Source organism: Bibersteinia trehalosi, assembly GCF_004346205.1.
GTDB classification, from domain to species: Bacteria; Pseudomonadota; Gammaproteobacteria; order Enterobacterales; family Pasteurellaceae; genus Bibersteinia; species Bibersteinia trehalosi.
The window spans coordinates 298,260-319,578 of record NZ_SMAM01000002.1; the positions used below are offsets into that span (position 1 = coordinate 298,260).

18 protein-coding genes are annotated in these 21,319 nt (G+C 40.3%); 8 read left to right on the forward strand and 10 right to left on the reverse strand.

Features of this window, described 5'->3' with window-relative positions; genetic code table 11:
* Positions 1-33: 33 nt before the first annotated feature.
* A complete protein-coding gene (aspA, locus tag EDC51_RS03335; protein WP_015432890.1) occupies positions 34-1,458 on the reverse strand; it encodes an aspartate ammonia-lyase in 1,425 nt (474 codons plus the stop codon).
* 359 nt (positions 1,459-1,817) lie between these two features.
* Here aspA and dksA point away from each other — a divergent pair, with 359 nt between their 5' ends.
* The 3 genes from dksA to folK all read left to right on the forward strand — a co-directional run bounded on the left by dksA (position 1,818) and on the right by folK (position 4,327).
* The gene (gene dksA / locus EDC51_RS03340; protein ID WP_025266926.1) at positions 1,818-2,264 is read left to right on the forward strand and encodes an RNA polymerase-binding protein DksA; all 447 of its coding nucleotides are present in this window, start codon (positions 1,818-1,820) and stop codon (positions 2,262-2,264) included.
* Between the two features lie 63 nt (positions 2,265-2,327).
* Positions 2,328-3,854 carry a polynucleotide adenylyltransferase PcnB gene (gene pcnB / locus EDC51_RS03345; protein ID WP_249038461.1) on the forward strand — a complete coding sequence of 509 codons (1,527 nt, stop codon included), beginning with the start codon at positions 2,328-2,330 and terminating at the stop codon, positions 3,852-3,854.
* Complete coding sequence (gene folK / locus EDC51_RS03350) at positions 3,851-4,327, forward strand: 2-amino-4-hydroxy-6-hydroxymethyldihydropteridine diphosphokinase (RefSeq protein WP_131928167.1); 477 nt, start codon at positions 3,851-3,853, stop codon at positions 4,325-4,327. The genes pcnB and folK overlap by 4 nt, the downstream gene beginning before the upstream one ends.
* Before the next feature lie 22 nt (positions 4,328-4,349).
* Here folK and EDC51_RS03355 read toward each other — a convergent pair whose 3' ends face one another.
* Genes EDC51_RS03355 through EDC51_RS03365 form a run of 3 tightly spaced genes read right to left on the reverse strand, consistent with a single transcriptional unit; the run spans position 4,350 to position 6,209 of the window.
* Positions 4,350-5,426, reverse strand: coding sequence for a metallophosphoesterase (locus EDC51_RS03355; protein ID WP_131928168.1), 1,077 nt, complete (start codon positions 5,424-5,426; stop codon positions 4,350-4,352).
* A gap of 53 nt (positions 5,427-5,479) precedes the next feature.
* Complete coding sequence (locus tag EDC51_RS03360) at positions 5,480-5,806, reverse strand: nucleotidyltransferase family protein (RefSeq protein ID WP_131928169.1); 327 nt, start codon at positions 5,804-5,806, stop codon at positions 5,480-5,482.
* Complete coding sequence (locus EDC51_RS03365; RefSeq protein ID WP_131928170.1) at positions 5,799-6,209, reverse strand: nucleotidyltransferase substrate binding protein; 411 nt, start codon at positions 6,207-6,209, stop codon at positions 5,799-5,801. Before EDC51_RS03365 ends, EDC51_RS03360 begins: the two co-directional genes overlap by 8 nt.
* Before the next feature lie 241 nt (positions 6,210-6,450).
* Here EDC51_RS03365 and htpG point away from each other — a divergent pair, with 241 nt between their 5' ends.
* Both htpG and EDC51_RS03375 read left to right on the forward strand, forming a co-directional pair.
* On the forward strand, positions 6,451-8,331 hold the full coding sequence (gene htpG, locus EDC51_RS03370; RefSeq protein WP_131928171.1) for a molecular chaperone HtpG: 1,881 nt from the start codon (positions 6,451-6,453) through the stop codon (positions 8,329-8,331).
* Positions 8,332-8,493: 162 nt separating this feature from the next.
* The gene (locus EDC51_RS03375) at positions 8,494-10,794 is read left to right on the forward strand and encodes a Tex family protein (protein WP_131928172.1); all 2,301 of its coding nucleotides are present in this window, start codon (positions 8,494-8,496) and stop codon (positions 10,792-10,794) included.
* 50 nt (positions 10,795-10,844) lie between these two features.
* Here EDC51_RS03375 and lolE read toward each other — a convergent pair whose 3' ends face one another.
* A complete protein-coding gene (gene lolE / locus EDC51_RS03380; RefSeq protein ID WP_015432899.1) occupies positions 10,845-12,089 on the reverse strand; it encodes a lipoprotein-releasing ABC transporter permease subunit LolE in 1,245 nt (414 codons plus the stop codon).
* Positions 12,086-12,775 carry a lipoprotein-releasing ABC transporter ATP-binding protein LolD gene (gene lolD, locus EDC51_RS03385; protein WP_025266923.1) on the reverse strand — a complete coding sequence of 230 codons (690 nt, stop codon included), beginning with the start codon at positions 12,773-12,775 and terminating at the stop codon, positions 12,086-12,088. The genes lolE and lolD overlap by 4 nt, the downstream gene beginning before the upstream one ends.
* Before the next feature lie 201 nt (positions 12,776-12,976).
* Here lolD and eno point away from each other — a divergent pair, with 201 nt between their 5' ends.
* Both eno and EDC51_RS03395 read left to right on the forward strand, forming a co-directional pair.
* The gene (eno, locus tag EDC51_RS03390; RefSeq protein WP_131928173.1) at positions 12,977-14,287 is read left to right on the forward strand and encodes a phosphopyruvate hydratase; all 1,311 of its coding nucleotides are present in this window, start codon (positions 12,977-12,979) and stop codon (positions 14,285-14,287) included.
* Positions 14,288-14,350: 63 nt separating this feature from the next.
* Positions 14,351-14,761, forward strand: coding sequence for a DUF2251 domain-containing protein (locus EDC51_RS03395; protein ID WP_064318916.1), 411 nt, complete (start codon positions 14,351-14,353; stop codon positions 14,759-14,761).
* Positions 14,762-14,838: 77 nt separating this feature from the next.
* Here EDC51_RS03395 and EDC51_RS03400 read toward each other — a convergent pair whose 3' ends face one another.
* From EDC51_RS03400 to lexA, 4 genes are all read right to left on the reverse strand, one after another.
* A complete protein-coding gene (locus EDC51_RS03400; protein WP_015432903.1) occupies positions 14,839-15,684 on the reverse strand; it encodes a glycosyltransferase family 2 protein in 846 nt (281 codons plus the stop codon).
* Positions 15,685-15,693: 9 nt separating this feature from the next.
* On the reverse strand, positions 15,694-17,517 hold the full coding sequence (gene recQ, locus EDC51_RS03405; RefSeq protein WP_015432904.1) for an ATP-dependent DNA helicase RecQ: 1,824 nt from the start codon (positions 17,515-17,517) through the stop codon (positions 15,694-15,696).
* Positions 17,517-17,825 (reverse strand): iron donor protein CyaY, encoded by a 309-nt coding sequence (gene cyaY / locus EDC51_RS03410; protein ID WP_025266919.1) that lies wholly within the window; start codon positions 17,823-17,825, stop codon positions 17,517-17,519. Before cyaY ends, recQ begins: the two co-directional genes overlap by 1 nt.
* Positions 17,826-18,018: 193 nt before the next feature.
* Complete coding sequence (lexA, locus tag EDC51_RS03415; RefSeq protein ID WP_015432906.1) at positions 18,019-18,651, reverse strand: transcriptional repressor LexA; 633 nt, start codon at positions 18,649-18,651, stop codon at positions 18,019-18,021.
* A gap of 213 nt (positions 18,652-18,864) precedes the next feature.
* On the opposite strand from lexA, the gene plsB reads away from it, so the two are divergent.
* Complete coding sequence (gene plsB, locus EDC51_RS03420) at positions 18,865-21,309, forward strand: glycerol-3-phosphate 1-O-acyltransferase PlsB (protein ID WP_015432907.1); 2,445 nt, start codon at positions 18,865-18,867, stop codon at positions 21,307-21,309.
* Positions 21,310-21,319 lie beyond the last annotated feature (10 nt).

Sequence of the window (21,319 nt, forward strand, 5' to 3'; positions counted from 1 at the left end):
AGATCATAGATCTGGCTTTTAACCCCAAGGCTTTTATTCCTCTTCAAAACGTTTGGCTTTATAAGTTGGGTGCATTAGGTTTTCAACGGAAAGAATATCATCTAGCTGCTCTTTTGTTAATAAACCTCGTTCTAACACGACTTCACGCACGCCCTTGCCTGTTGTTGCACAGATTTTACCAACGATATCACCTTCATGGTGACCAATAAATGGATTGAGGTAGGTCACAATACCAATAGAGTTGAAGACAAAGTTTTCACAAATCTCTTTATTTACGGTAATGCCATCAATACATTTATCACGTAAGTTCACACATGCATTGGCAAGAATATCAATACTTTCAAACATTGCTTGCCCAATCACAGGCTCCATCACATTTAATTGTAATTGCCCCGCTTCTGCTGCCATTGTGACAGTAATATCATTCCCCATTACTTTAAAGCATACTTGGTTCACAACTTCTGGAACTACAGGGTTTACTTTTGCTGGCATAATTGAAGAACCCGCTTGTAATTCTGGTAGGTTGATCTCATTTAAGCCTGCTCGTGGCCCAGAAGAGAGTAAACGTAAATCGTTACACACTTTAGATAACTTAACCGCAGTGCGTTTTAATGCACCATGCACCATAACATAAGCGCCACAGTCGGAGGTTGCTTCAATTAAGTTGCCAGCTAGAGTACAAGGTAATTGAGTCACTTCAGAGAGGTATTTTACCGCTAAAGGCGCATAGCCTTCAGGCGTATTTAGCCCGGTACCAATTGCTGTAGCACCTAAGTTTACTTCAAGCAGCAACTCTGCTGTGCGTTTTAAATTACGTACTTCCTCATCTAATAGAACTGAAAAAGCTTTAAACTCTTGCCCAACAGTCATAGGTACCGCATCTTGCAATTGGGTACGCCCCATTTTCAGCACATTAGCAAATTCATTTGCTTTATTTTCAAAACTTTGTTGCAAATATAAAATTTTTGAAATTAAGTGCATCACACTATTGTATACGGCAATGCGAAATCCTGTTGGATAAGCATCGTTAGTAGATTGGCTTGCATTGACGTGATCCATAGGATCAAGAACGCTGTATTCACCTTTTTTATGGCCTAGAATTTCTAATGCTAGGTTAGCAATAACCTCGTTAGTATTCATATTGACAGATGTTCCTGCTCCGCCTTGATAAATATCTGATGGGAACTGATCCATACAGCGTCCATTTACCAATACTTCATCACATGCCTGTACAATTGCTTTAGCAATTTTTTTCGGAATTGCCCCAAGTTCACCATTTGCTAACGCGGTCGCTTTTTTAACCATAACCATACCACGGACAAACTCAGGCACATCTGAAATGACATTCTTAGAAATGTTAAAATTCTCAATCGCACGTAATGTGTGGATGCCCCAATAAACATCGTTTGGTACTTTACGTTCACCTAATAAATCAACTTCAATACGATAGTCTTGCATAACATGTCCTCCTAAGTAGAGATTTAAAATCTATTTATATGATAGCGAGGAAAAACAAAGAAAAATGTGATCTGGCTCATATTTTCAAACGTAAATAACCGATATAAATTATCGGTTCAGATTAGTTTTTTTTATGCAAATATGCGCTGTAACAGCAAGAGAATGGTTCAATTGCGTTAAAAAGCATCAAGCCTGTGGAAAAAACTGCTGATTTCACCAGCAAAAAATCAGTAGCTTACTAAATTTTATTTGCCAAATCATAAAACTTCTGCTATTTATACGCGCTTTTGAATTACCCCTAAAAATAGAGCCTTTATTCTTAACAGGCTAGAAATACGATGAAAACAACAGGAGCAAAAATGTCTGCGGCACAGCCTACTTCTCTCAGTTTATTAGCAATTGCAGGTGTCACACCTTATCAACCAAGTAAAGATGAAGATTATATGAGCGATGCTCAAATTGAGCATTTCCGTAAAATTCTAAAAGCGTGGCATGCGCAAATTATGGAAGAAGCACAGCGCACTAAAGCACAAATGCAAGATGATGTGACCAACTTTGCCGACCCTGCTGACCGAGCAACCCAAGAAGAAGAATTCAGTTTAGAGTTACGTAACCGAGATCGTGAACGTAAATTACTAAAACGCATTGAACAAACATTAATTAAGTTAGATTCTGGCGATTATGGCTATTGCGATACCTGTGGGATTGAGATTGGCTTAAAACGCCTAGAAGCTCGCCCAACAGCAGAACTTTGCGTAGATTGCAAGACTCTTGCTGAAATCCGCGAAAAACAAATGGGCAGATAACCAACATACATATAAAAAATGGGCAATGAAATTCATTGCCCTTTCTATTGAACGAGGTGAGTTATTTTTAATTATATTAAATCGCTGTTTACTAAAAAGTCAGCTAAGAAAAATACGACAGCACTTAAGTCTCCAGACGGCAAAAAGCACCGCACTGCTCCAGCATTTTCAGAAAAACGACAAAGTGCTAGCAAAGGGACGCCTAAAAAGAAAAATACTAAAGATTCTAATAGCCCGCATATCCAATACAAAAAATTTGCCAAAGATGCGAGTTATTATGATATTAGTCCTAAAGATTTCCCTAAAAATGCCGTAGCCATTGTAAATAAATTGACACAAAACGGCTACCAAGCGTACTTAGTCGGCGGTTGCATACGCGATATGTTACTTGAACATAAAGCCAAAGATTTTGATATTGCCACTAATGCTCGCCCTGAAGAAATCCAAAAAATTTTTGGTAGACAGTGCCGCCTCATCGGCCGACGTTTCCGCTTAGCGCATATTGTGTTCGGTCGTGAAATTTATGAAGTTGCCACTTTCCGCGGCAACCATCAGTCAATCTCGAACGACAAAATTTCTAAAACAAGCGAAGAAGGAATGCTTCTACGTGATAACGTTTACGGCACTCTACGCGAAGATGCTGAACGTCGAGATTTTACCGTAAATTCACTCTATTACGATCTACAGCATAATCTGATTTTTGATTTTTTTAATGGTATCGACGATATTCGAGCAGGACATCTGCGTTTAATTGGTGATCCTGTACAACGTTACCAAGAAGACCCTGTCCGTATGCTACGTGCGATCCGTTTTATGGCAAAATTGGATATGTTCTTGGATAAAGCAAGTGATACCCCCATCAAAAAAATGGCATATTTACTGGGGAACATCCCTGCTGCCCGCTTATTTGAAGAATCGCTTAAATTATTACAATCAGGCGCGGGCTTCAAAACTTATGAATTATTACGCCAATATGGTCTATTTGAACAGCTTTTCCCTGTTTTAACGCCATTTTTCACTGAGCATCAAGATAGCAATGCAGAGAGAATGATTAGCAAAGCGCTACAATCTACCGATGATCGTATTCGCGATAATTTGCGAGTCAATCCTGCCTTTTTATTTGCTGCACTGCTTTGGTATCCACTGCGAGAAAAAATTGACGAACTCAAAAATGAAGGTGGCTTAAACCCTTATGATGCCATGCAACTTGCGGCAAATGATATTCTCGCTGAAAGTTGTAAAGCCGTAGCATTGCATCGCCGCCATACGGCAGTTATTCGTGATATTTGGCAGTTGCAGTTTCAATTCCCAAAACGCACAGGTAAACGTCCAATGCAAACGCTAGAACATATCAAATTCCGTGCTGGCTTTGATTTATTGGTGATGCGTGCGGAAATTGAAGGAGGCGATTTAGTGGAATTAAGTGCGTGGTGGCATGAGTTCCAATTCAGCAACGAAGCCCAACGTGCTGAACAGCTCAAAAACGTGAAACATATTCCCTCTTTTAAAGACGAGCAGCCAAAGAAAAAACGCAAACCACGCCGCCGTGTTTATCGTAAGAAAAAAGCGGTAACAGGAGAAATTGCATGACAACCGTTTATGTGGCTCTCGGCTCGAATTTGGAAAATCCGCTTGCTCAACTGAAGCAAGCGGTCGAAACTTTACAAAAATCGGCAAAAAATCTACAAGTGAGCTCTTTTTATGGTTCAAAACCCCTCGGCCCACAAGATCAGCCCGATTATGTCAATGCAGTGGTGAAATTTGATACGGATCTTGCTCCACTTGAACTACTCAATTGGCTACAAAGTATCGAAAATGAACAGGGGCGTGTCCGCCTACGCCGTTGGGGAGAAAGAACACTTGATTTGGACATTCTGCTCTACGGCAATGAAATAATTCAAAACGAGCGTTTAACCGTACCGCACTATGATATGCAAAATCGTGAATTTGTGATTGTGCCATTGTATGAATTAAATCCGGATTTGGTATTACCGAATGGCGAACAACTCTATACACTTTATCAAGCCTTTGAAGATCATCAAATGCACATTTTTAACGAATAGAAAGGGGCTGACGCCCCTTATATTATCTCTGCCCTTCCACATCAATAATAAACACTTCCGAACGAGAGCCTAAACGCATTGGTACGCCCCAAAAACCGTAACCTGAAGTCACAAAATAGTGTCCCAAGCCAATTTTTTCATAACCATAACTTAAACGATTAAGCATTTTTACAATAAAGTTGGCAGGAAAAATTTGCCCATTATGGGTATGCCCTGAGACCTGAATATCAATCGGCAATTGGCTATGAGTAGCAATATCCGTTGGACGATGATCCATTAAAAAAACGGGTAATGTAGTATTCACATTATGCAAAATCTGCTCTGCGGTTGGACGATTTCGGTATAAATCATCATTACGACCAATAATGACAAATTTTCCGTCAATTTCTACTGCTTGATCCCACAACACCTTAATCCCTGCTTGCTCAATCGCTTGATAAATGGCTTGTTGTTGCCCAAAGAAATCGTGATTGCCCAGTGTGGCATACACCCCAAGTGGAGCTGTCAGTTTTGCAAGCGATGGTTGCATATTTTCTGCTTCATAGGCAAGGGTATCATCGTCCATAATATCCCCTGGCATTAAAATCAGATCCACCTCTTCTTGTTGGAAAATCTCAGCCAATTTATCTAGCTGTTTCGCCCCAAACAATACGCCTAGATGGGTATCACTTGCGACACCAATACGGATTGGCTCTTTCAACGGTTTATCAATTTTTACCGAAAAATGTACCGCTTGTGGCACATAAGCATTAAATAAGGCAAAACCAATTAAACCCAAATAAGCAAAGGGATACACCTTTCTCAGCAGAGCGTTTAATCGCCAACCACTCAATTTATTTAATGTGAGTGTGACAAGGCTAATTAAAAAAGCAAACCATAAAAACACCAAAATAAACGCCATTGGGCGGAAGATTTTATAAGGCGTTAAAAACGGCACAAGCAAAATGCTGTTAATACCTAAATAAAGTGTCCAGCCGATTTTTTTACGAGTGCTTTGCTGCCAACCGAATAGCCAACTTAGTGTACGAACAAAGCAAAAAATCAGCAGTTGCAGTGAAGTAATCGCAACGATGTTGATGATGATATAGCGGAATTCCATTATTTCTTTAATGTTTCTCTTAAGGTTGATAAATTATACGCTAAATGAGAATTTCATTGTTTATCTGATTCAGCATTTGGTTTTTGTAAGACAACATATTTTTGTTGCACTATTTGGCGAAAAGGCTCGCTGGTTATCGCCCAGTCTAAAATATCGGTTTTAAAATTCAGCGGTGCGTCATCAAAGGCTTCGGCAAGTATTGCGTGTTCATCTAATGAAAGCGGCTGATTACCTATAATGGCTAAATCTAAATCTGAAAAAGGCTTATGGGGGCCTTTTACCCTTGATCCAAATGCCCATACTTCTCGGCTTGGAATATGTTGCTGTAAAATAGCTAAAACGATACTCTTCTCTTGTTCTGTTAAGGCAAGTTTAACCATTTAGCCGCTCCGATAGTTGCTGTAATAAAAATTGTGCCTCGCTTAAAAATTCAGGAATACCGGCAACAACTAATAATGCAGTTTGTTCATCGTAAGTATGACTGGTGCGTGAACGCATATCCCGATATTTCCGCCAGTTTTCCCAGTTACCTTTTAATAGATTTTGTTCATTGCCAGTACGAATCAGCTGTTGGAAAGTCATCTCATCCAATTCAGCAGGGTTTGGCAATGTCCATTCTAAATAGCGTTTAAGCATTTTATGGCTTAATTCATAAGTAAATTCAAAGCGTTGAATTAAGCCGTCTCTAATTTGATCATCACTAATGTCTCTTTCATAACGAGCCAGACCTTCTTGCAAGCGATTGACGACATTTTGTAGTGGTGAAATATCAGGGGGATTCATGGCATTATTCCTTTTTTATTTTGTTAAATTATACGTATAATTTTTTGTAGAGAGAGGCTTTATACCGGCTCATTATCATAGTTTGTCCGTTTTTATAGACGAGATAAACCCTGTCTCTAAGGTCATTTTTAAGCGTTTGAAATTTTGCAAAATTATACGCTAAATACAGCGCTTGTTTACTTGAAATTTTCCAAACTTCCCCCATCTAGGGGGCGTTTTTTTATGTTAATAAGGAAAAAGAATGTCAAATCAAGAAACTCGTGGCTTTCAGTCAGAAGTCAAACAGTTATTACAACTGATGATCCACTCTCTCTATTCCAACAAAGAAATTTTCCTGCGTGAGTTGATTTCTAATGCCTCTGATGCGGCGGATAAGTTGCGTTTTAAAGCCCTTTCCGAACCTGCTTTATATGAAGGCGATGGGGAATTGCGTGTGCGTGTGTCGGTAGATGAAACGCTAGGTACGATTACCATTTCGGATAATGGTATCGGTATGAACCGTGAGCAGATTATTGATAATTTAGGGACGATTGCAAAATCAGGCACAAAAGAATTTCTCGCCAATCTCGGGCAAGATCAGGCAAAAGATAGCCAACTTATTGGGCAATTTGGGGTCGGTTTCTATTCTGCGTTTATCGTGGCGGATAAGGTGACGGTAAAAAGCCGTGCCGCTGGTGATAGTGCAGAAAACGGTGTGCTGTGGGAATCGGCTGGTGAAGGGGAATACGTTGTTTCCGATATTGAGAAAAAAGATCGTGGTACAGAAATCACGCTTCATTTGCGTGAAGATGAGAAAGGCTTTTTAAGCGAATGGCGTTTGCGTGAAATTATCGCAAAATACTCCGACCATATCGCACTGAGCGTGGAAATTCAAAGCAAAGAGTACGATGATGAGGGGAAAGAAACGGGCACAAAATGGGAGAAAATCAATAAAGCCCAAGCGTTGTGGACTCGTTCAAAAAATGAAATTTCTGATGACGAATATAAAGAGTTCTATAAACATATCAGCCACGATTTTGCCGACCCGATGATTTGGTCGCACAATAAAGTGGAAGGCAAACAGGAATATACCAGCTTACTTTATGTGCCAAGCAAAGCCCCTTGGGATCTGTTCCAACGTGAACAAAAACACGGTTTAAAACTTTATGTGCAACGTGTGTTTATTATGGACGATGCCGAAGTATTTATGCCGAATTATCTGCGTTTTATGCGAGGTTTGTTAGACACGAACGACTTACCGCTTAACGTAAGCCGTGAAATTTTGCAAGAAAATCGTGTTACCCAATCTCTTCGCACCGCATTAACTAAACGTGCCTTGCAGCTATTGGAAAAATTGGCAAAAGATGACAGTGAAAAATATGCACAATTCTGGAAAGAGTTCGGTTTGGTGTTAAAAGAGGGCGTGGGCGAAGATTTTGCGAATAAAGAGCAAATTGCAAAATTATTCCGCTTTGCCTCAACTCATACGGATTCCAGCGAACAAGCGGTGAGTTTTGCCGATTATATTGCAAGAATGAAAGAGGGGCAGAAAGCAATTTATTATCTCACTGCGGATAGCTACACCGCAGCTAAAAATAGCCCACATTTAGAGCTGTTTAACAAAAAAGGCATTGAGGTGTTGCTACTTTCTGATCGTGTGGACGAATGGATGTTGAGCTATCTCACCGAGTTTGACGGCAAACCACTGCAAAGCATCACAAAATCGGATTTAGATTTAGGCGATCTGGCGGATAAAGAAGATGAAGAGAGCAAAAAAGCTCAAACAGAAGAATTTGGTTCATTCTTAGCACGTGCCAAAGGTTATTTTGGCGAACGTGTGAAAGATGTAGTGCTCACCCATCGCTTAACCGACACGCCTGCGGTTGTTTCTACGGGCAGTGATGAAATGACCACCCAAATGGCGAAACTTTTTGCCGCAATGGGGCAAACTGCACCAGAAGTGAAATATACCTTTGAGTTAAACCCTGATCACGCAATGGTGAAAAAAGTGGCGGATATTGCAGGTGATGATGAGTTTAACGACTGGATTGAACTGCTGTTTGAACAAGCATTACTGGCGGAACGAGGCACGTTAGAAAATCCAACGGCGTTTATTAAACGAATGAATAAATTACTAGGCTAATGATGAAAGGCGGAATCTTTAGATTTCGCCTTTCTTTTTGCAAACTTTCAGGAAAAACAGACCGCTTACAGCGTGACAACAGGATTTATGGTAAGATTTTGCAGATTTTTAACCAATATAGGACAACTTCTCCTACATTCTCATATACAGACAGGATAGAAAATGAGTGACTCTCTCAATTCCCAAATTTCCCAAATCATTGCCGCTGAACTGAGCGTACAGCCAAAACAAATTCTTGCCGCACTGACACTTTTAGACGAAGGCAATACCATTCCATTTATCGCTCGTTATCGTAAAGAAGTAACGGGGGGATTAGACGATACCCAATTACGCCATTTTGAAACACGGTTAATTTATCTGCGTGAATTAAATGATCGCCGTCAAACCATTTTGAAATCCATTGATGAGCAAGGCAAACTGACCGATGAGCTACGCCTTAAAATTGAGCAAACGGAAAGCAAAACTGAACTTGAAGATCTCTATTTGCCTTATAAACCCAAACGTCGCACTCGTGGGCAAATTGCGATTGAAAATGGGCTTGAGCCGTTGGCAGAATTGCTTTGGAACGATCCAAGCCAAACGCCTGAAACGGCGGCACTTAGTTATTTAAATGAAAATGTGGCTGATGTGAAAAGTGCCTTAGATGGGGCGAGATATATTTTGATGGAGCGTTTTACAGAAGATGCCGAACTGCTTGCAAAATTACGCCAACATTTGACCGCTTACGCAACCTTAGAAAGTAAAGTGATGGACGGCAAGGAAGAAGAGGGTGTGAAGTTTAGCGACTATTTCGCCCATAGTGAACCATTTAAAAATGTGCCATCACACCGTGCGTTGGCGATGTTCCGTGGGCGAAATGAAGGCATTTTATCGCTCTCGCTCAATGCCGATCCTGAAAATGAAGAAGGCACAAAATCCTATTGCGAAGAGATTATTCGTGAGCATTTGGGCATTATTTTAAATAACCAACCAGCGGATAGCTGGCGTGCACAAGTGATTAGCTGGACGTGGAAAATTAAAGCCGCTTTGCATTTAGAAACGGAGTTGATGTCGGCATTGCGTGAAAAAGCCGAAGATGAAGCGATTGATGTGTTCGCTCGTAATTTATCCGCCTTGTTAATGGCTGCTCCTGCTGGTGCAAGAAATACCATTGGGCTAGACCCCGGTTTGCGTACAGGGGTAAAAGTGGCTGTCGTGGATAACACAGGAAAATTATTGGATACCGCCACCATTTATCCTCATACAGGGCAAACCGCTCAGGCAATGCAAACACTCTATACGTTGGGCAAAAAGCATAATGTGGATTTAATTGCGATTGGCAACGGTACCGCTTCTCGTGAAACCGAACGTTTTGCCAAAGATCTGATTAAACAAACTGATTGGAAACCGCAAACAGTTGTGGTGAGTGAAGCAGGGGCTTCGGTCTATTCCGCTTCTGAACTGGCAGCGGCTGAATTTCCTGAATTAGATGTCTCGTTGCGCGGGGCGGTTTCTATTGCTCGCCGTTTGCAAGATCCACTGGCTGAGTTAGTCAAAATTGAGCCGAAAGCCATTGGCGTAGGGCAATATCAACATGATGTCAATCAAAGCCAATTGGCACGTAAATTAGATGCGGTGGTGGAAGATTGTGTGAATGCGGTGGGGGTAGATTTAAATACCGCTTCTGCACCATTACTTGCTCGAGTTGCGGGTATGAGCAAAACGTTGGCACAAAACATTGTTGCCTATCGTGATGAAAATGGGCGTTTTGAATCTCGCTCAGCATTGAAAAAAGTGCCTCGTCTAGGGCCGAAAGCCTTTGAACAGTGTGCTGGCTTTATGCGAATTTCCAATGGCAAAAATCCGCTTGATGCCTCAGGGGTTCACCCAGAAGCTTATCCTGTGGTAGAGAAAATCTTGCAAGCCACGCAATCAACCCTTGCGGAGTTAATGGGCAATGAGAGCAAAATTCATCGCCTACACGCCGTAGATTTTGTGGACGACCAATTTGGTTTACCAACGGTAAACGACATTTTTAAAGAGTTAGAAAAACCGGGACGAGATCCACGTGGGGAATTTAAAACGGCGACCTTTATGGACGGTGTGGAAGAAATTTCTGATCTCAAAGTCGGTATGATTTTAGAAGGCACAGTAACGAATGTGACAAACTTCGGCGCATTTGTGGATATTGGCGTACACCAAGATGGCTTAGTGCATATTTCTATGCTGTCTAACAGCTTTGTGGAAGATCCGCATCAAGTGGTGAAAACAGGTGATGTAGTCAAAGTGAAAGTGCTGGAAGTAGATGTAGCTCGTAAGCGGATTGCTTTAACGATGCGTTTAGAAGATAAACCGACGGAGAGTACAAGCGGTCAAAATCGTGAAAAAAATCGCAAAACGGATCGTACAGAGCAAAAACCTCGCCAAAATCAATCTTTCGTGAATAATGCTTTTGCCGATGCACTAAAAGGTTGGAAGAAATAACACTATAGTGAAAGTGACAAATAATTTGGGCGGAATCTTCCGCCCAGTTTTTAATGCCCGCTTAACACTTTTGCCGGCTCTAATTTTGCGGCTCGCATCGCGGGGTAAAGGCTCGCGGCAAGACTTAAAATAATAGTCGCAAGCAGTACCCAGACAATATCCAGCCAATGAATTTCACTTGGTAAAAAATCAATAAAATAGATACCACCAGATAATAATTTTACGCCAAACAGATTCTCAGCGAATTTGATAATATGCGTTAAATTTAGAGAGAGTATTACCCCTATCAACACGCCAATAACCGCTCCCTTCATTCCTGAAAGTAAGCCATACCAGAGGAAAATTTGCTTAATAAAACGATCATTCGCACCTAATGTTCGCTGAATCGCAATATCACCTTGTTTATCTTTTACCGCCATTACAAGTGTTGAAATGATATTGAAACAAGCCACACCGATTACCAAAACCATCGCGATATACATTACAGTCCGAATCAACTGAATGTCGTTATACATATAACCAAATTTGTCGATCCACGTTTGCAAATAAAGTGGCTGCGGAAAATGCTGTAGGGCATCAAAACGGAGCTGTCGTACTTCAAACGGTTTTGCGACAGAAAGCTCAATACCAGAATAGTGATTTTTATCCAACTCAAGCAATTCTTGCGCCGTTTGCAACGGCAGTAGCGCATAGCTGTGATCAAGCTGTCCATCTAAACGCAAAATACCTGTGACCTCAAGACTAAAACGCAATGGCTGTGCTAACTTGCCGTCTTCTGTTGGTTCTGGAAGAAGTAGTGTGACTTCATCTCCCACCTCAATTGCTAAATCACGCGCAATCCCTGCACCTAAAATTAACCCGCCATGCTGTTTAAAAGCTTGCCATTGTTCGCTAGGAACAAATTGTGCCAGTTGGCTAACCTGCTCTTGCTTCTCTGCATCAATGCCGCGCACCTGAGCAATTTTAAGCTGCGTGCCATTTTCAATTAGTCCAGTAAACGTAATAAAAGGCGATACAGCTTGAACTCCTTCAATTTTTTTTGCAATTTTTTCTAAATTTTGCCCCGCTTGAATAATGTTCTCATTGCCATAGCCTTGAATTTCGGCATGCGGTACCACCGAAAGAACACGCTGATTCAACTCGCGCTCAAAGCCATTCATTGCACTTAAACCGATAATGAGTACCGCAACACCTAACGCAATACCAATACTAGAAAAAAGAGAGATCAAAGAAACCAACCGATTTTTCTGCTTACCTTTTTGATAACGCCAACTAATAAAAAACGGGGTATTCATTTGTGATTCTCCATTAACACGCCATCACGCATTGTTAGCGTACGATTGAGTTTAGCGGCTAAATTTAAGTCATGAGTGACTAGCAAGAAAGCAATGCCTTGTTCAGCATTTAATTGCTTAATTAAGTCAAAAATGCTTTCAGTGGTTTTTTGATCGAGGTTTCCCGTTGGTTCATCAGCAAGTACCAAAGCAGGATTATTCACTAAAGCACGGGCAATCGCCACACGTTGTCTTTCACCACCAGAAAGTGCTGAAGGACGATGCGTAATGCGATGACTTAAACCAACTGAGCGTAACATATCCTCTGCGCGATCTTTCGCTTCATTTTTATTTTGCTTACCAATCAACATTGGCATCATCACATTTTCTAACGCAGAAAAATCTGCCATCAGATGATGAAATTGATAAACAAAACCTAAATGCTCATTACGCAATTTGGCTAGGGCATTATTGCTTAATCGTTGTAATGATTGCCCTTTTATGAACACTTCACCGGTACTGGCTTGATCTAGCCCCCCTAAGGTGTGCAAAAGTGTGCTTTTTCCCGAACCAGAACTACCAACTATCGCGACTAATTCACCGTTCTTCATTGAGAAATTAACATTTTTCAGGATTTGAACCTGATTTTCACCTTCTTGATAAAATTTGCTGATATTTTCACAGCGTAAGAGTTCTGTTGTTTTCATTGTCATCTATTTTGCATTTTTTTGCCAAAACCGACCGCTTGTCGGCAAATCCAAATACTATTTTGCTTGAATAACCCCTTTCGATCAAATTCCTTTTAGATTTTGTGAAGCAGATCACTTTTTTACAAGACAAAAAGGCAAAATCCCTTTAAAATCCCGTCCAGTTTTATTTCAACTTAACTCTTAATGGAGAACTTTAAAATGGCAAAAATCGTTAAAGTGCTTGGTCGTGAAATTATCGACTCTCGTGGTAACCCAACTGTAGAAGCAGAAGTTCACTTAGAAGGTGGCTTTGTGGGTATGGCGGCTGCGCCATCTGGTGCATCTACCGGTTCTCGCGAAGCATTAGAATTACGTGACGGTGACAAAGGTCGTTTCTTAGGTAAAGGTGTATTAAAAGCAGTTGAAGCGGTAAATGGCCCGATTGCTAACGCATTAGTGGGTAAGGATGCAACTGCACAGGCTGAGATCGACCAAATTATGATCGACTTAGACGGTACTGAAAATAAATCTAACTTCGGTGCAAACGCAATCTTAGCCGTATCATTAGCAAATGCAAAAGCAGCTGCAGCATCTAAAGGTAAAGCATTATATGAGTGGATCTCAATCTTAAACGGTACTGAAGGTCAATACTCTATGCCATTACCAATGATGAACATCATCAATGGCGGTGAGCACGCAGACAACAACGTAGATATTCAAGAGTTTATGATTCAACCGGTTGGCGCTTCAACCTTAAAAGAAGCTCTCCGTATCGGTGCTGAAGTGTTCCACAATCTTGCGAAAGTATTAAAAGCAAAAGGCTTAAATACTGCAGTAGGTGATGAAGGTGGTTTCGCACCAAACTTAGCTTCAAATGCAGACGCTTTAGCATGTATCAAAGAAGCAGTTGAAAAAGCAGGCTATGTGTTAGGTAAAGACGTAACTTTAGCGATGGACTGTGCATCATCTGAGTTCTTTGATAAAGAACGCAATGTGTACGATATGAAAGGCGAAGGCAAAACCTTCACTTCACAAGAGTTTACCCACTACTTAGAAGGCTTATGCCAAGAGTACCCAATCGTGTCTATCGAAGATGGTCAAGATGAATCTGACTGGGAAGGTTTTGCATACCAAACTAAAGTATTGGGCGATAAAGTACAATTAGTAGGCGATGACTTATTCGTAACCAACACCAAAATTTTAGCTCGTGGTATCGAAAACGGTATTGCAAACTCAATCTTAATCAAATTCAACCAAATTGGTTCTTTAACTGAAACCTTAGCTGCAATCAAAATGGCGAAAGATGCAGGTTACACAGCTGTTATCTCTCACCGCAGCGGTGAAACTGAAGATGCAACCATTGCAGATTTAGCAGTAGGTACCGCAGCAGGTCAAATCAAAACCGGTTCAATGAGCCGTTCAGACCGTGTTGCTAAATACAACCAATTAATCCGTATCGAAGAACGTTTGGCAGCAGCGGGAACACCTGCTCCATTCAACGGTCGTAAAGAGATTAAAGGTCAAGCATAATCGCTCGAAAATCTTGAAATGCCACTGAGAAATCAGTGGCATTTTGCTTATAAGGATATTTCAATGCTCTATTCTGTTTTAACTGATCATATTTTATTAAACGAACCTTACCGCAATGGAGCGCATTCTACCCAACACGAACATTTAGTGGTGATGTTTGAGATTGATGAAGAAAGCGGCTATTTTTATGCGATGGACTTACACCAAACCGAACAACCAGTAGTAGATAGTTTATTTGTATTTCGGGTGAGTGATATTGAGCAACATTCATTAAAAGAACCCCGCCGTTTAGAAATTTGTTGGAGTGAAGATGGTTATCAAGCCTTTTTACTGATCAACGGCTATCCACACGCAGTGTTTGATTTCCGTCAATTTGTCGGCTACAACCACACCAAATTTCCAATGCCGGAACTTGGCAGTATGTGGGTGCATAAAGAAACGACTAATGAATTAGTGGAGAAATGGTTAAGATAAATGAAAGGACGCACTATAGTGCGTCCTTTACATAAAAATCTCTATTACATCTGTAAACGCTAATACTCAGCTACTAATTAAGCTTTAAACTCCCAAAATTTATTACCACCGCCATTATCTTCATAAGCCTGTTTTTGTAGCCGATTTTCTAATTTAAAAATATCACTATAAAATTCAACTAGTTCATCGGGATCCATCTCTAATAAAATTGGTGGCAAGTTACTTTGTTTCGCAGGTTCAATCACATAATTCACACTAAAATAATGAGTACATTTACCTTCTAATTTCAAACGAACTAAGCGATGAAAAACATTGGTATCATTATTTTTGCCACTATACCAACTCGGTGCAACTTGAAGCGCGACATCCCGCAACATAGCATAACAGTTAGTATCAATATGGAAGGATTTGTTTTTAGAGTAGTCTGCATTTACTGTCTCATTAATTGGTACCGTAATTGGATATTGTACAAGGTTACGATAAAAACCTATTGATTCTACAATATCTTGGCAAATGAACTCATTTTTCTGTGTATATAAATTACGTAATGCATAAACATAAGGAGCCCCCGTCTCAATTAATGTATTAACACAGCTTTCAATATGATTAGGCTCATACCAGTTATCATCATCCAAATAACAGAAAATATCTTCTTTGATCAAATAAGGTGCTATCGCATTAATTGCACTATTTGTCCAGCCGCCTGCACCGGTATTCATAGGTAAATAAGTCACTATCACTTCAGGATACTTCACCAAAATTTCCCGCGCTTTATCATGGTATTTATCACCATCAACAAAAATATAATGCTTGGCAGGATAAGTCTGATTTTGCACACTTTGAATTGCTCTTTCTAACTCTGCTCGCCCAATAGTTGAAGTGATGACTGCAACACTTTTTGTTAGTTTTTCCATATTTTGCATACAATATCCTTACGTTCGATTATGTAAGTGTTCTCGAATTAAATTTAAAAATAGCTCACCAAAACGTTCCAATTTACGTTCTCCCACCCCGTTAATATTCAACAGTGCGTTTTCATCCGTTGGTAAAAACTCTGCCATTTCTTGTAAAGTTGCATCATTAAATACCACGAATGGTGGAATATTCTCTTTATCTGCAATTTGCTTGCGCAAAAAACGCAAACGAGCAAATAGATCCTTATCATAATTACGTCGACTAACCTGTTTTTGCACATATGCAGTTGCAGAAAAACCTAATCTTGGCATCGCCAATTCCAGCCCCTGCTCTGCACGTAATATAGGGCGGGCCTGTTCTGTGAGCTGTAATGCTGAGTGGTTCGTGATATTTTGCCGAACAAATCCTAAATGGATAAGCTGACGAGTAACACTTATCCAATGCTCTTGCGATTTCTCTTTGCCAATGCCGAAAACCGAAAGCGTCTCATGCTGGAAATCCCTTACTTTCTGATTATTTAAACCTCGCAAGACAGCAATAACATGATGTAAACCGAAACGTTGCCCTGTTCGATAAATCACCGACATCACTTTCTGTGCATCAACTAGACCATCATACTTTTTAGGTGGCGAAAGGCAAATATCGCAATTGCCACAATTTTTCTGACGCGATTCCCCAAAATAGTTAAGCAGCACTAATCGGCGACAAGTTTGAGACTCTGCAAATGCGCCTATTGCTTGTAATTTATGCTGCTCAATTTGACGTTGTTCACTCTCTGGTTTTTCCAATAATACCTTATGTAGCCAGCCATAATCAGCAGGATCATAAAGTAGCATCGCCTCTGAAGGTAAATCATCACGTCCTGCTCTACCCGTTTCCTGATAGTAAGATTCAATGCTTCTTGGCAAATCAAAATGCACCACAAATCGCACATTCGATTTATTAATCCCCATACCGAAAGCAACGGTTGCGACCACAATTTGAATATTGTCACGTTGAAAAGCATTTTGTACCGTCTCTCGTTCTTGCATACTCATCCCAGCATGATAGCCCATCACAGAAATTCTACGTGCAGCGAGTTTAGCAGTGATATCTTCCACTTTTTTACGACTATTGCAGTACACAATGCCACTTTTACCTTGCTGTGTCTGAATGAATTTAAGCAACTGATCAAAGGGTTTAAATTTTTCTTGCACCGTATAGCGAATATTTGGGCGATCAAAGCTACCCAAATAAGTATGTGGCTGATTGAGGGCTAAATGCTGAATAATATCCGCTCGGGTAGTAGGATCAGCAGTTGCTGTAAGCGCAACAAGCGGTATATTTGGGAAAGTTTTTCGCAAACCACCAAGTAAAGTATATTCAGGGCGAAAGTCATGCCCCCACTGAGACACACAGTGCGCTTCATCAACAGCGATAAGGCTAATCTTACATAATGAGATAAAGTGATAAAAGCTACTGCCCATCACTTTTTCAGGAGAGAGATAAAGCAGTTTGAGCTGTCCTGCGATAGCTTTCTGTTCAACGTGCTGCTGCTCTTCTAAGGTTTGCGTAGAATTGAGATAACCGGCCTCAACTCCATTCGTCAATAGCTGATCAACTTGATCTTTCATCAACGAGATCAAAGGCGAAATCACGATAGTTAAGCCAGAAAGACATAAGGCGGGCACTTGATAACACAACGATTTTCCACCACCAGTAGTCATAATGACAAGGCAATCCTGTCCTGACAGAATTGCCTGAATCACTTCTTCCTGACCTTGTCGGAAAGATTGATAACCAAAAACGTTATGTAGAACCTCTTTGGCTTTTGCAAGAGGAGAAGGGGTAGAGATTGCCATTAGCTAAACGATACTGTTTCTCCATGACGAGCTACCGCTTCTTCAAGATGTAACCAGAAGGAACGATTTTCATTGCTTAGCCATTCCCCATCACGAAAAGCGAAATGGAAACCACCTAATTTACTTGCCAACCAAAGTTCAAGCATGGCTTCTTGCTTATTAATCACAATTTGTGAATCATCATCAAAAGTGAGCGTCATTACCGCACCTTGAATCTCACAATCTATATCACAACCTTGTTCATCAAGTCGCTCTTCAATTTTTTCCCACACTTGTTCAATTTCTTGGTGAAATTCCGCAATATTCATAATTTCTCTTTAAATTCTGTAATAAAAATTACATATTCTGAAAGGTTATTCTCCGCTTTTCAATATTTTTTTATCTAAATATTCTTTAAAGCATCAAATTTATTACTTTCCTTCCCTGAGCAAAGAAAATAGCTAAAGCCTTCCGGTTTCACTACTTATATTTATTCGCTTAATTTGAATTTAATTCAAATAATTACATCCAAGAGTTACTGCGAATCACTCCGACCGCTAATCCTTCAATTTCAATATAAGAAACCTTTGGATCAACAACAATCGGTTTTAAATCATCATTCTCTGGTAAAAGGTAAATTAAATCGCCACTACGTTCAAAGCGTTTAACCGTTACTTCGTCATCAACACGGGCAACAACTACTTGTCCATTACGCACCGATTTTGTTTTATGTACTGCGAGCAAATCACCATCTAAAATACCAATTTTTTCCATTGAGTTACCATCTACGCGTAATAAGTAATCCGCAGCAGGTGAAAACATATCTCCTTTAATTGGATAATGAGTTTCAATATGCTCAATCGCCTCAATTGGAATACCTGCAGCAACTTTACCAACTAAAGGTAGCCCCTCATCATCATTTGCTGCCTCATCTTCAACCAAGATTCGAATACCACGCGAAGTCCCAGAAAGCATTTCAATATAGCCTTTACGCGCAAGTGCTTTCAAATGTTCTTCTGCGGCATTAGGCGATTTAAAACCAATTTCACGTGCAATTTCAACACGCGTTGGAGGCATACCTGTCGTTTCAATATGTTGTTTAACGAAATCAAAAATTTCTTGTTGGCGAGCGGTTAAATGTTGCTGTCTTGCCATAAAATAACTCCACTGTCTTTATATACAGAAAACTTTGGCATTATATACAGTTAATCTAAATTTGTAACCTGATTTTTTACTTTTTATGCAAATTTATTACCAAAACCCAGCGCTTGTTGCGCGATTTAGCGATAATCTGCCGCGAAAATTCATATTTTATGCTAAACTTGCTCCGTTTTAGTCCAAAGTATAATTACTAAAAGGGATAGAAAAATGTCTGCATTGCTTAATGTTTATCGTCAGGTACTGAACCTACCACTTTCTTTGTTAGTCAAATCTCGCTCAATTCCAACAGATCCAATTAATGAATTATCACTTAAAATTGAGCAGCCTATTATTTATGTTCTTCCTTACACCTCTCAAACCGATCTCTTAATTCTGCAAAAAAACTGCCTTGCCCTAAATTTGCCTGATCCTCTTGGGCATAATGAGATCGATGGCCAAACATTACCACGCTTTGTTTTCTTAGATGAAGGTCGCCGTTTCTTTAAATCGAAAGGCGCAAAAAGCGAAACTGAAAATCTCTTCTATCGCTATTTAGACCTGCATAAAAACAACTCAGATCTTGATGTTCAAGTGGTTCCGGTTTCCGTACTATGGGGGCGTGCACCTGGTAAAGAAAAAGGTGGTTTACCGGTATTAAAGCTACTTGGCTATTTTCAACGTATTATGACTATGCTCTGGTTTGGGCGAGACAACTTTATACGTTTCTCACAAGCTGTTTCATTACGTTATATGGTAGAAACTCATGGCGCGGAAACGAATATTGCACAAAAGCTCGCACGTGTCGCCAAAATGCACTTTGCAAAACAGCGCTATTCGGCAACAGGCCCTCGCCTCCCTGATCGCCAAGCCATGTTTAATAAATTACTGCAATCACCAGCCATTCTAGCAGCGATTGAAGACGAAGCGAAAAAACCAAAAAGCTCACCAGAAAAAGCGCGTAAAGAAGCAGAAAAAATTATGGATGAAATTGCTGCTAAAGTGAGCCATGAAAGCTTGCGTGCAGCCGACAGAGTGTTAAGTTGGCTATGGAATAAGCTTTATCAAGGTATCAATGTGCAATACGCTGATCGAGTGCGTAAACTTGCTCTAGAAGGACAAGAAATTGTCTATGTACCTTGTCACCGTAGCCATATGGACTATTTATTATTATCTTATATTTTATACCATCAAGGTTTAGTGCCCCCACATATTGCGGCAGGCATTAATCTGAATTTCTTCCCTGCTGGTCCGATTTTCCGTAGCTGGGGGGCGTTCTTTATTCGCCGTACCTTTAAAGGTAACCGTCTTTATTCTACAATTTTCCGTGAATATCTTGCAGAACTTTTCTATCGTGGCTATTCCGTGGAATACTTTATTGAAGGCGGCCGTTCTCGCACAGGACGCTTACTTGAACCTAAAACAGGTATGATGTCGATGACACTACAAGCTCTACAACGTGGTTTAACTCGCCAAATTAGCATTGTGCCTGTTTATATTGGCTATGAGCATGTCTTAGAAGTAGATACCTATGCCAAAGAATTGCGTGGAGCAGAAAAAGAGAAAGAGAACGCGGGCTTAGTATTACGAGTGATCAAAAAATTGAAAAACCTTGGACAAGGCTACGTAAACTTTGGCGAGCCAATTGCGCTAAACCACTACCTCAATCAACATTATCCTGAATGGAAAGAGCCGATTGAAGATGGAAATAGCCGTCCAAAATGGTTTAATGAAGCAGTGGAAGCGGTTTCGAAGCAAGTAATGGTGAATATCAATAATGCTGCAGCAGTTAATGCAAAAAACTTAATTGGCTCAATTTTATTAGCTTCACGCCAACGTGCGTTAAGTCGTGAGCAATTACTTGAGCAAATGAGCAGTATGATGCAATTATTTAAAAATGTGCCTTATACGGCAGATATCACATTACCAAGCGATGATGTTGAGACAATGTTAAATCATGTCATTACGCTGCCGCGCTCCGGTGTAATTTCGGAAAAAGATAATTTTGGTGAGTTGATTCGCTTAGATCGTGAATCTGCGGTATTAATGACCTATTACCGCAATAATATTCAACATTTATTTGTCTTACCTTCGCTGGTTGCCAATATTGTCTTACACCATGAAGCGATTTCCAAAGACTTAGTGATTCAAAGTGTACAACGTCTATATCCGTTCTTAAAAGCGGAACTGTTTATGCATTTTGATGAGAGCGAGCTCCGCCAAACAATTGAAGCGATTATTCATGAGTTTAGCCGCCAAACTTTAATTAAAGATGAAAGCGAGATGCTTATGATCAACCGTAGCCAAATCCGCTCATTGCAGCTTTACTCTGCTGGTGTGCGTGAATTGCTACAACGTTATTACATTAGCTTAAGCATTTTATTAGAACAGCCTGAGTGTAGCCGTGCAGAATTAGAGCAAGAGAGCCGTTCTATCGCTCAACGTCTTTCAGTGTTACATGGCATTAATGCACCAGAATTCTTTGATAAAGCGCTCTTCTCAACATTCAGTAATACCTTAAAAGCAGAAGGCTACTTCGACCATGAAGGTAAAGCGGTTGCAGAAAAAGTCCAAGATTGCCAAGCACTGCTACGAGCGCTAATCTCACTAGAGGTGCAGCATACCATTCAAGGGGCAATGACCAAGCTAGAAAAAGCAGAAGAACACTCTGTTTAAATCAGTTAGT

Bases quoted from the DNA above. Each gene is read 5' to 3' on its own strand.
- plsB (WP_015432907.1), top strand. From the start codon at position 18,865: ATGTCTGCATTGCTTAATGTTTATCGTCAGGTACTGAACCTACCACTT.
- lexA (WP_015432906.1), bottom strand. From the start codon at position 18,651: ATGGCAAGACAGCAACATTTAACCGCTCGCCAACAAGAAATTTTTGAT.
- EDC51_RS03400 (WP_015432903.1), bottom strand. From the start codon at position 15,684: ATGCAAAATATGGAAAAACTAACAAAAAGTGTTGCAGTCATCACTTCA.
- EDC51_RS03355 (WP_131928168.1), bottom strand. From the start codon at position 5,426: ATGGAATTCCGCTATATCATCATCAACATCGTTGCGATTACTTCACTG.
- eno (WP_131928173.1), top strand. From the start codon at position 12,977: ATGGCAAAAATCGTTAAAGTGCTTGGTCGTGAAATTATCGACTCTCGT.
- EDC51_RS03360 (WP_131928169.1), bottom strand. From the start codon at position 5,806: ATGGTTAAACTTGCCTTAACAGAACAAGAGAAGAGTATCGTTTTAGCT.
- lolE (WP_015432899.1), bottom strand. From the start codon at position 12,089: ATGAATACCCCGTTTTTTATTAGTTGGCGTTATCAAAAAGGTAAGCAG.
- htpG (WP_131928171.1), top strand. From the start codon at position 6,451: ATGTCAAATCAAGAAACTCGTGGCTTTCAGTCAGAAGTCAAACAGTTA.
- aspA (WP_015432890.1), bottom strand. From the start codon at position 1,458: ATGCAAGACTATCGTATTGAAGTTGATTTATTAGGTGAACGTAAAGTA.
- EDC51_RS03395 (WP_064318916.1), top strand. From the start codon at position 14,351: ATGCTCTATTCTGTTTTAACTGATCATATTTTATTAAACGAACCTTAC.
- cyaY (WP_025266919.1), bottom strand. From the start codon at position 17,825: ATGAATATTGCGGAATTTCACCAAGAAATTGAACAAGTGTGGGAAAAA.
- lolD (WP_025266923.1), bottom strand. From the start codon at position 12,775: ATGAAAACAACAGAACTCTTACGCTGTGAAAATATCAGCAAATTTTAT.
- recQ (WP_015432904.1), bottom strand. From the start codon at position 17,517: ATGGCAATCTCTACCCCTTCTCCTCTTGCAAAAGCCAAAGAGGTTCTA.
- folK (WP_131928167.1), top strand. From the start codon at position 3,851: ATGACAACCGTTTATGTGGCTCTCGGCTCGAATTTGGAAAATCCGCTT.
- dksA (WP_025266926.1), top strand. From the start codon at position 1,818: ATGTCTGCGGCACAGCCTACTTCTCTCAGTTTATTAGCAATTGCAGGT.
- EDC51_RS03365 (WP_131928170.1), bottom strand. From the start codon at position 6,209: ATGAATCCCCCTGATATTTCACCACTACAAAATGTCGTCAATCGCTTG.
- EDC51_RS03375 (WP_131928172.1), top strand. From the start codon at position 8,494: ATGAGTGACTCTCTCAATTCCCAAATTTCCCAAATCATTGCCGCTGAA.